6 protein-coding genes are annotated in these 5,769 nt (G+C 62.2%); all 6 read left to right on the forward strand.

Annotated elements, in window-relative coordinates:
- The first annotated feature begins 312 nt into the window (after window positions 1-312).
- A complete protein-coding gene (gene rpsB / locus RR842_RS11270; RefSeq protein WP_332511925.1) occupies window positions 313-1,107 on the forward strand; it encodes a 30S ribosomal protein S2 in 795 nt (264 codons plus the stop codon).
- 117 nt (window positions 1,108-1,224) lie between these two features.
- Window positions 1,225-2,091: a translation elongation factor Ts gene (tsf, locus tag RR842_RS11275; RefSeq protein ID WP_332511924.1), complete on the forward strand. Its 867-nt coding sequence runs from the start codon at window positions 1,225-1,227 to the stop codon at window positions 2,089-2,091.
- A gap of 222 nt (window positions 2,092-2,313) precedes the next feature.
- Complete coding sequence (gene murA, locus RR842_RS11280) at window positions 2,314-3,603, forward strand: UDP-N-acetylglucosamine 1-carboxyvinyltransferase (RefSeq protein ID WP_332514869.1); 1,290 nt, start codon at window positions 2,314-2,316, stop codon at window positions 3,601-3,603.
- 17 nt (window positions 3,604-3,620) lie between these two features.
- Window positions 3,621-5,120, forward strand: coding sequence for an LCP family protein (locus tag RR842_RS11285; protein ID WP_332729784.1), 1,500 nt, complete (start codon window positions 3,621-3,623; stop codon window positions 5,118-5,120).
- A 157-nt stretch (window positions 5,121-5,277) separates the two neighbouring features.
- On the forward strand, window positions 5,278-5,511 hold the full coding sequence (locus RR842_RS11290; RefSeq protein WP_332514867.1) for a NifU family protein: 234 nt from the start codon (window positions 5,278-5,280) through the stop codon (window positions 5,509-5,511).
- 30 nt (window positions 5,512-5,541) lie between these two features.
- A partial coding sequence (locus RR842_RS11295; RefSeq protein WP_332729785.1) for a hypothetical protein occupies window positions 5,542-5,769 on the forward strand: 228 nt, incomplete at its 3' end.

A 5,769-nucleotide genomic window follows, 5' to 3' on the forward strand; every position in this document is an offset into this window, starting at 1 on the left:
TGGGCCCTTCTAGGGCCGATAATCAAGCCACCGGCTATGCCGGTGGTCATGACTTTGTCGAATTTAGTTCGCCGGGCGAAAAATGCCGTTGTGAAAAATACCGTGTGCGCCGTGTGCGCCGTGTGATGCCGTGTGATGCCGTGTGATGCCGTGTGAAAAAACGCTGCTTGCGTCGTTCGGATTGATCGGTTATACTTCTACGGTTTCTATATTACACATGTCCGTGCGACCCACACCGCCAGTGGCCAACTGAAAAAGGCTGCGGATGCTGGGGATGACCGCGGGCAGAGGACTAACGAATGGAGATCAGACATGACGAAAGTCAGCATTCAATCGCTGCTCGATGCGGGCAGCCACTTCGGCCATCAGACGCGCCGTTGGAACCCCAAGATGAAGCCGTACATCTTCGGCAGCCGCGGGGATATCTACATCATCGACCTCAAGCAGACGCTCTACGGCTTGGACGCGGCTTACACGTTCGTGTCCGAGATCGCCCGCAAAGGCGGCACCGTGCTGTTCGTGGGCACGAAGAAGCAGGCCCAGGAGGCCGTGGCTGACGCTGCCAACAAGTGCGGCATGCCCTATGTGAACGCTCGCTGGCTTGGCGGCATGCTCACGAACTTCGTCACCATCCGCTCCCGCGTAACGCGCATGGAGGAGCTTGAGGCCATGGAGGCCGACGGCCGCATGGCGCTGTTGCCGAAGAAAGAGCAGATCCTTCTGCGTAAGGAACTGGGCAAGCTGCAGACGAACCTGAACGGCATCCGCAACATGAAGCGCGTGCCCGATGCCGTCTTCGTCATCGACACGAACCGTGAAACCATTGCCATCCACGAGTCCCGTCGCCTGAACATCCCCGTGGTGGGCACGCTGGATACGAACTGCGATCCGGACGATGTCGATTTCGGCATTCCGGCCAACGACGATGCCATCCGCTCCGTGCGCCTGCTGGCCGACTTCATCGCCGATGCCGTGACCGCCGGCGTGGGCGTGCCGGTGACGGCCGCCGAGATCGCTGCCCCCACCGAGGCCGCCCCTGCTGCCGAGGTTGAGGTCGCCGTCGTTGAGGCTGCCGCTCCGGTTGCCGAGGCTCCTGCTGCCGAGTAGCACCCGGTTCCTCACGTTTTGGAACGACCGCGCCGCTTCGCCCCCCGGGTCGGAGCGGCGCTTTGAAACCGAGCTCGAGTCCTTGATGGACGCGGCTCCTACCCAGAAAGGATCATCATGGCTGACATCACCGCTTCCATGGTTAAAGAGCTCCGCGAGATGACCGGCGCGGGCATGATGGAGTGCAAGAAAGCCCTCACCGAAGTTGACGGTAATATCGAGGCCGCTGTCGACGTTCTGCGCACCCGTGGCTTGGCCGCCGTGGCCAAGAAGGCCGGTCGCGCTACCAACGAGGGCACGGTCATGGCTCTCGTCTCTGTCGACGGCACCGCCGGTGCCGTGGTCGAGTTGAACTGCGAGACCGACTTCGTGGGTATGAACGACAAGTTCAAGGCCTATGCCGAGAAGATCGCCAACGCCGCTATGGCCGCCAAGCCCGCCGACCTCGAGGCCCTGAAGGCTGTCGACGCCGAAGGCGAGACGGTGGAGGCCGTGGTGACCGATGCTATCCATACGCTGGGCGAGAACATCCAGCTTACCCGCTTCGCGGTAGTCGAGGGCGGTGCCGTGTCGTCCTACATCCACGGTGGTGGCAAGATCGGCGTCCTGGTGCAGTTCGACGTAACGGGCATCGACCCCACGTCCGACGGTTTCAAGGCTTATGGCCGCGACGTTGCCATGCAGGTTGCCGCTGCCGCTCCGGTGGCTGCAACGCGCGAGTCGGTCGATCCGGCTGTGGTCGAGCACGAGAAGTCCATCTACATGGCTCAGGCCGCCGAGTCCGGCAAGCCTGAGGCCATCCAGGAAAAGATGGCCGTCGGTCGCCTGGAGAAGTTCTTCAAGGAGAGCACGCTGACCGAGCAGCCCTTTGTGAAGAATCCGGATCAGAGCGTGTCCGAGTACACGGCTGAGGTTGCCAAGAACCTGGGCGGCGAGATCAAGATCGTGGACTTCAAGCGTCTTATGCTGGGGGACGAAGCGTAAATTCCCTCGTTATACGAGCATCAAGTAGCACTAAACAGGACCCGGATACGTTCCGGGTCCTGTTTGCATTGAAGGCCCCTTCTGCTTTCGGTGTGAAAGTTGGAATAGGGCCGTCCGACTTTTTATAATGGACGGGTTGCAACTTCCGCGCCGCTGCTTGCGGCGTACACGATAACGAGCGAATGCCCGGCCGTCTTACGTGCGGGCGCAAAGGAACCTTTCATGGCAGAAGAGATCATCATCGTCCAAGGTAACAATGTGCTGACCGGCGACGTGGTTGTGTCCGGTGCGAAGAACTCGGCCCTCAAGCTCATGGCGGCTACGCTGTTGGGGCGGGGGACAACCTCCCTGCACAACGTGCCGCTCATTTCCGATATCGCCATCATGTCCGAGGTGCTGCGCTGCCTGGGTGCGCAGGTTGATCGTCAGGATCACACTTTGGTGGTGGATACCGCTCCGGTGGAAAAGTGGGAGACACCTTATGAGCTGGTATCGAAGATGCGTGCCAGCATCGCCGTACTAGGCCCGCTTATCGGTCGGTTCGGTCAGGCGCGCGTCGCCATGCCAGGTGGCTGCCAGATCGGCGCACGCAATATCGACATGCACCTGGTGGGGCTTGAGGCCCTAGGCGTCATGTTCGTGACGGACCATGGTTTTCTGGAGGCCACCACGCCCCATGGCTTGGTCGGGGCACACGTGGTGCTGGACTTTCCCAGTGTGGGCGCAACGGAGAACCTGTTGATGGCTGCTGTGGTTGCCGAGGGCACTACCGTTATCGAGAATGCGGCGCGCGAACCCGAGATCGTCGACCTGGTGAACATGCTCAACGCCATGGGTGCCCGTATCACAGGCGGCGGCTCGTCGCTTATGGAGGTCGAAGGCGTGCCGTCCGAATCGATGCACCCCTGCGAGCACACGACGGTGGGCGACCGCATCGAGGCGGGCACGTTCCTCGTGGGCGGCGCGCTCATGGGAGGCCCGCTTACTGTACACGGCATAGATCCGTCGTATCTGCGCATGGCCGTTATGAAGCTTGAGTCCATGGGTTGCGACGTGCAGACGGGTGCCGATTGGATCACCGTGCGCCGCGAAGGGCCGCTTGCGCCCATCGATATACAGACGTTGCCGCACCCGGGTTTTCCGACCGACTTGCAGGCTCAGTTCATGCTGCTGGCAGCTCGCGCCGAAGGCACATCGGCCATCACGGAGAACGTGTTCGAGAATCGTTTTATGTTCGCTGCCGAACTCGCCCGCATGGGTGCCGACATCACGATCGAAGACCACCATGCACTGGTGCGCGGCGTGGACGGGTTGCAGGGTGCACCCGTGTCGTCTACCGACCTGAGGGCTGGTGCGGCACTGGTTCTGGCTGGCATCTCTGCCGAAGGCGAGACGCGCGTGCACAATATCGGGCACGTTGACCGCGGGTATGAGGATTACGTCGGCAAGCTGTGCTCGTTGGGAGCCGAGGTTGCGCGTGCGACGGTCGACGACGTGCAGCCTTCCTGCTAGCGAAACGGGGTTGACCCATGTTCGGACGCAAGAAGGGCTTTACTGCAGCCCAGTCGAAGCTCACGTCTCACCGCATGCGCTCTGCGACGGTGGGCACCCATGTGCAACGTCGCGCGCGCTCGTCATCGCGCCATATGAATGCCGACACCGTCGGCTTCTCCAATCCGCGCAAAAGACAGCGTGCAGCCCGCGGCGTGGTGGATACGCTGCTACCCTCTACGGCCACGGGCGAGAGTTCGTCTGAATACGCGCGTCGCGTGGGTAAGCGCGAGTTCGCCCAGGAGATGCAGCGCAAAGCGCGCATACGCCGCATCGTCGCCCTTGTAATAGCTGTCGTCGTGGTGGCAGCGGTGGCCATCGGTGTGGGCGTGGCCACCTTTTTCGGATCGCTTGATGCCAAGATGGGGCTGAAGAACTCCGATGCGAAACCTGCGCTGGTTGCACCGAAGGAGGCGGGTCCCTGGTACGCCCTGGTGGCTGCCGATCTGGGAGCTGCATCGGCCGCCGCCGACGAAGAAGGCCCCGATGCCCTCATCCTAGCCCGTGTCGACGAGGGTTCGCGTGCGGTGACGCTGGTGTCGGTTCCTGCAAACCTGCAAGTCCTACTCAAGGACGGCAAGGCCCATAAGCTGCGGGAGGCCGCAGCCCAAGGCGATGCGGCGCTTATCTCGGCGGTTGCCGGTTTTGCGGGCGTCGATATCGCCCATTATGCCAAGGTCGATGCGACGGGCCTGGCATCGCTGGTCGATTCCCTCGGCGGCATCGAGGTCGATGTCAAACAAGAGGTGGATGATCCGACGGCGGGGGACACCTATCTTTCCGTCGGCACCCAGACGCTTGACGGCAATGCGGCGCTGACCTATTTGCGTGCGAAGAACTTCAAGAACGGCATCGAGGACCAGGCGGCGAACCAGTGTGCGTTCTTTGCGTCGGTGGCTGCGCGCATGCTGGAATCGGGTGACACGCTGCCGTTCGCCACCCTACTGGACTCGGTCGGCGGCGATTTCCAAACCGATATGTCCGGTACGGCGGCCCTTTCCCTCGCCGGACAGCTGAAGGGCGTTGCGGCGGCTTCCGTTCAGATCGCCCAAGTGCCCGGCTACGAGGCGACACGCAACAACGTGCTGTACTATATCTCGTCGAGCAGTGCATGGACCAGCATGATGGCCCTTGTTGAGGCGGGTCAGCCGCCGGTTGTCGACGAGAAGGCAGCCAGCCAGGTCGATCGGGGCAGCTTCACGGTGGAGGTGCGCAACGGCGCGGGCATCACGGGCGGCGGCTCCCAGGTGGCCGATCTGCTGCGCGCTGACGGATTCAACGTCACGGAAGTGGGCAACGCTGAAAGCGACAAGTTCCCCGAGACGCTGGTGGTGTACGAGGGCGGCGAGAACAAGGCTCGCGCAGAGGAGCTTATCGCCGCGCTGGGCTCTGGTCGCGCCATCGTGGGGGCGGGGTACTACACGTATACCACAGACGTGCTGGTCGTCCTGGGCAAGGATTGGAAGCCTGTCGCCTAAGACGCAGGGATGTCCAGCCGCAACTGCGTGCCTTGGCTCTTGCGGGCTTGCGCGATGACCTGCCGCCCACGTACTTTTTCTTAGCGCACCAGACGGTACTGGTGCGCTATGGTAGAATCGCACCCAAGAAACAACCTCGTTGACGAAGGAGTCAAGTATGATCGAGAAGACCGATGTCGCTGCAGTTCTGGAACTTATCCGCCCGAGCCTGCAGGCCGACGGCGGCGATGTGAAGCTCATCGATGTCGCCGAAGACGGCGTAGTCACGGTGGAGCTGCAGGGTGCTTGCAAGGGCTGCCCCATGTCGCAGATGACGCTTGCCAACGGCGTGGAGCGCATCCTGAAAGAGCGCGTGCCCGGCGTGACGAAAGTCGTCCCGGCCGCCGAGTAACGCCCAGAGCGCAAGGAGGACGGATAAGCCATGGCGAATTGTTGGGAAAGACGCGGTTGCGATGACGAGATGATGTCGCGTTGCCCGCATAACACCCCCGGAGAGCCGTGTCCGGCCGATTGCCATTTTGCCGCCTGCCACCGTGCGACGCATGTGGTCGCAACGGACGTCGAGGTGCTGCTGAACCCCGAGCGGTATTACGACGCGGCCGTCAAGGAGGTGTGCCGCTTCTGCGAGCACTTCCTGGAGCAGGGCCCG

The sequence above is a fragment of the Gordonibacter sp. genome (assembly GCF_036667095.1).
Classification (GTDB): domain Bacteria; phylum Actinomycetota; class Coriobacteriia; order Coriobacteriales; family Eggerthellaceae; genus Gordonibacter.

Excerpts from the sequence above, each read along its gene's own strand:
- tsf (WP_332511924.1), top strand. The coding sequence starts at position 1,225 with ATGGCTGACATCACCGCTTCCATGGTTAAAGAGCTCCGCGAGATGACC.
- RR842_RS11290 (WP_332514867.1), top strand. The coding sequence starts at position 5,278 with ATGATCGAGAAGACCGATGTCGCTGCAGTTCTGGAACTTATCCGCCCG.
- rpsB (WP_332511925.1), top strand. The coding sequence starts at position 313 with ATGACGAAAGTCAGCATTCAATCGCTGCTCGATGCGGGCAGCCACTTC.
- RR842_RS11285 (WP_332729784.1), top strand. The coding sequence starts at position 3,621 with ATGTTCGGACGCAAGAAGGGCTTTACTGCAGCCCAGTCGAAGCTCACG.
- murA (WP_332514869.1), top strand. The coding sequence starts at position 2,314 with ATGGCAGAAGAGATCATCATCGTCCAAGGTAACAATGTGCTGACCGGC.